2 protein-coding genes are annotated in these 3,124 nt (G+C 71.0%); both read right to left on the bottom strand.

The genetic code is table 11. From position 1 onward, the window contains the following. On the bottom strand, window positions 1-1,061 hold a 1,061-nt coding region (locus LOY02_RS17155), incomplete at its 3' end, for an FAD-dependent oxidoreductase (protein WP_317183587.1). 85 nt (window positions 1,062-1,146) lie between these two features. Continuing rightward, window positions 1,147-3,102, bottom strand: a complete 1,956-nt coding sequence (locus tag LOY02_RS17160) for a penicillin-binding transpeptidase domain-containing protein (RefSeq protein ID WP_410505969.1) — start codon at window positions 3,100-3,102, stop codon at window positions 1,147-1,149. Between the last annotated feature and the right edge of the window lie 22 nt (window positions 3,103-3,124).

The following is a 3,124-nucleotide window of genomic DNA, read 5'->3' on the forward strand; positions in this document are numbered from 1 at the left end:
GGCTGGCAGAACGTCGCCCGCGGGATCATGTCGTAGTTGAGCTCCATCGTCTCCGCGTCACCGATGGTCTCGGCGGCCACCACGCCCATCGCCTCGGCCGTGTGCGCGAGCATGAGCTTGGCTGTGACGTCGCCGATCGCGTAGACGTTCGGCACGCTCGTGCGGCAACGCCCGTCGACCTCGATCGCGCCCCGGTCGGTCATCTTCAGCCCCAGCGCCTCCAGGCCGTAGCCCTCGGTGCGCGGGGCGAAGCCGATCGCGGAGAGGAGACGGTCCGCCTCGAGTACCTGCTGGTCGCCCCCGGCAGCCGGGCTGACCGTGACCCGCACGCCCGAGCCGGTGTCCTCCACTCCCTCGACCTTCGTGCCGAGCATGACCTTCACACCGAGCTTCTTGTACTGCTTGAGCAGCTCCTTCGAGACGTCGGCATCTTCCGTCGGGACCATCCGGTCGAGGAACTCGACGATCGTCACGTCGACGCCGAAGTTGGTCATGACGTAGGCGAACTCGACGCCGATCGCGCCCGAGCCGGCGATGATGATCGAGCCCGGGAGCTCCGGATCGAGGATCTGCTCCTCGTAGGTCACGACGTTCTCGCTCACCTCGACGCCGGGCAGCATCCGCGTCACCGATCCGGTCGCGATGATGAGGTTGTCGAAGCTGATCGACCGCGTCGACCCGTCGTTGAGCGCGACGTCCATCGAGGTGGCGCTGGTGATCGTCCCCCAGCCATCGACCTCCTCGATCTTGTTCTTCTTCATGAGGTAGTGCACGCCCTTGGCGCTCGCGTCGGCCACGCCTCGGCTGCGTGCGTGGGTCGCGGCGTACGACATCGTCGCGTCACCCTCGATGCCGAAGGTCTTCTTCTCGTGCGTGATGATGTGGGCGATCTCCGCGTTGCGCAGCAGCGCCTTGCTCGGGATGCAGCCGACATTGAGGCAGACGCCGCCCCAGTACTGCTTCTCCACGACCGCGACCTTCTTGCCGAGCTGGGCTGCGCGGATCGCCGCGACGTAGCCACCGGGTCCGGCACCGAGCACAACCACATCGAAATCAGCCATGGCGACAGCCTATCTGGGCGGTTCTGACGGCTCGGAGCCAGCGCGCACTGGGAGCAGGAACACGCGCTCGGCGATGAGGTGGGGGTCAGGGCTCGCGCCGGATCGCCTCGAAGATCTCGCGGACGGCCGGCGCGGCGATCCGTGAGCCCGAGTCCCCCTGGCCGATGACCACGACGACGGCGTACCGGGGCCGGGTCGTCGGACCGTAGCCACCGAACCACGCGGTGGCGTCCTGCCCGAACACCTCGCCGGTGCCGGTCTTGCCCGCGACGGGGAACCGGTCCTGGGGGAACCCCGCGAAGGCGGAGCCAGCCGACCCGCCCGGCCTCGTCACGTCCCCGAGCGCCCTCCGCACATAGGCGAGGACCGAGGGCGCCACGGGGACCGTCCCGACGCGATGCGGGGGGATCTCGGTGACTGCGCCCGTGCTCGAACGGAATCCAGCCGCCACCTGCGGCTGCCACACCGTGCCGCCGTTGGCGATGGCCGCGAAGACCACTGCCATCTGGATCGGGGTCACGGCGAGGTCGCCCTGGCCGATCGACAGGTTCACGGCGTCGCCCGCGCGGTACTGGTAGCCGCTGTCGCAGTTCTCCTTCGCGAGTCGGGTGAGGTAGGCGGCTCGCGCCTTGTCCTCCCGGGCGACCTTCGGGTAGCCGGTCCGGGCCCGTTCGCACGACTCCTTCCGCGTCGCCTCCCAGTACTCGCGCTTCCAGGCTCGGTCCGGGATCGTCCCGGCCGCCTCACCCGGCAGGTCGATGCCAGTCGGCCGGCCCAGCCCGAAGGAGCGGGCCATCGCCACGAACGGGTCGACGCGGCTGACCGGAGCCGCGAGCCCGCCCTGGGCGCGCCAGGACTCGTGGGCGAGCCGGTAGAAGACCGTGTCGCACGAGACGACGAGCGCCCGGTGCAGGTTGATCGGCCCGTAGCCGCGCGACTCGTAGTTGTTGAAGACGTGGTCCCCGATGCGGTAGCTCGGGGTGCAGTCGTACCGATCTCGGAGGGAGGCGCCTGCCGAGACGGCTGCCGGCACGGAGATGACCTTGAACGTCGAGGCCGGAGGGTAGGTCTCGGCGACGACCCGGGACCGGAGGGCAGCGCCGGCCCGCTCGTCCGTGATCCGCCGGAGGTCGGCAGCGCTGATCCCGCCGACGAAGAGCCCCGGGTCGTAGGTGGGGTGGCTGGCGGCCGCAACGACAGCGCCGGTGGTCACGTCGAGGACCACTGCCGCGCCTGAGTCCGCCGCGTGGCCACCTGCGCGGGCCCGGCTCACGGCCCGCGCCAGAGCCTTCTCGGCCGCCGCCTGGATGTCGGCGTCCAGGTGGGTGAGCAGGTCGAGGCCCGGAGTCGGCGGCACGGACGAGACGGTCCCGGTGACCGCCCCGCGCGGGTCGATGGACACGACCGTGCGCCCGTTGCTGCCGCGCAGCAGGCTGTCGTACTCCGCCTCGAGACCGGACCGGCCGACGAGGTCCTCGTCGTCCATCTCACCCCTGCTGCCCGCGACCTCGTCCGCGGTCGGACGCGCGACGTAGCCCACGAGGTGCGCTGCTGACACCGTGTCCGACAGCGGGTGGTCGCGGGATGGCTCGGCCGTCACACCGATCGCCGGGAAGTCCTCCGGGCGCTCCAGCAGGCTGAGCGCACGGCGGGAGTCGACATCGGTCGCGAGCGGGATGGGGACGTACGGTGACCCGTTGAAGCACACGGGGGGCGGTGGCGCTCCGCGTGTGCCGCACAACATGGTCTTGCCCCACAGCTCGTCGAACGGGCGCCCGAGGGCCTCGGCGACCGCCGCCACGAGCGCGCGGCCGCCGTCAGGCGCATCGAGCAGGACCGAGCGAGGCACGGTCACAGTGGTCGTGAAGCGGTTGGCGACCAGGGCCCTGCCGTCGCGGTCGAGGATGGCCCCTCGTGTCGCGTGCGCGGTCACGAGCCGCGTCGTCAGGCCGGCCCGCGCCTGCGGTGGCGGTCCTTCGATGAGCTGCACCTGGCCGAGCCGGCCGAGGAGCAGGGCGAAGAGCGAGGCGAGGAGGGCCACGACGACCCAGTTCCCGCCACGG

This window comes from Intrasporangium sp., from assembly GCF_032907665.1.
Taxonomy (GTDB): domain Bacteria; phylum Actinomycetota; class Actinomycetes; order Actinomycetales; family Dermatophilaceae; genus Intrasporangium.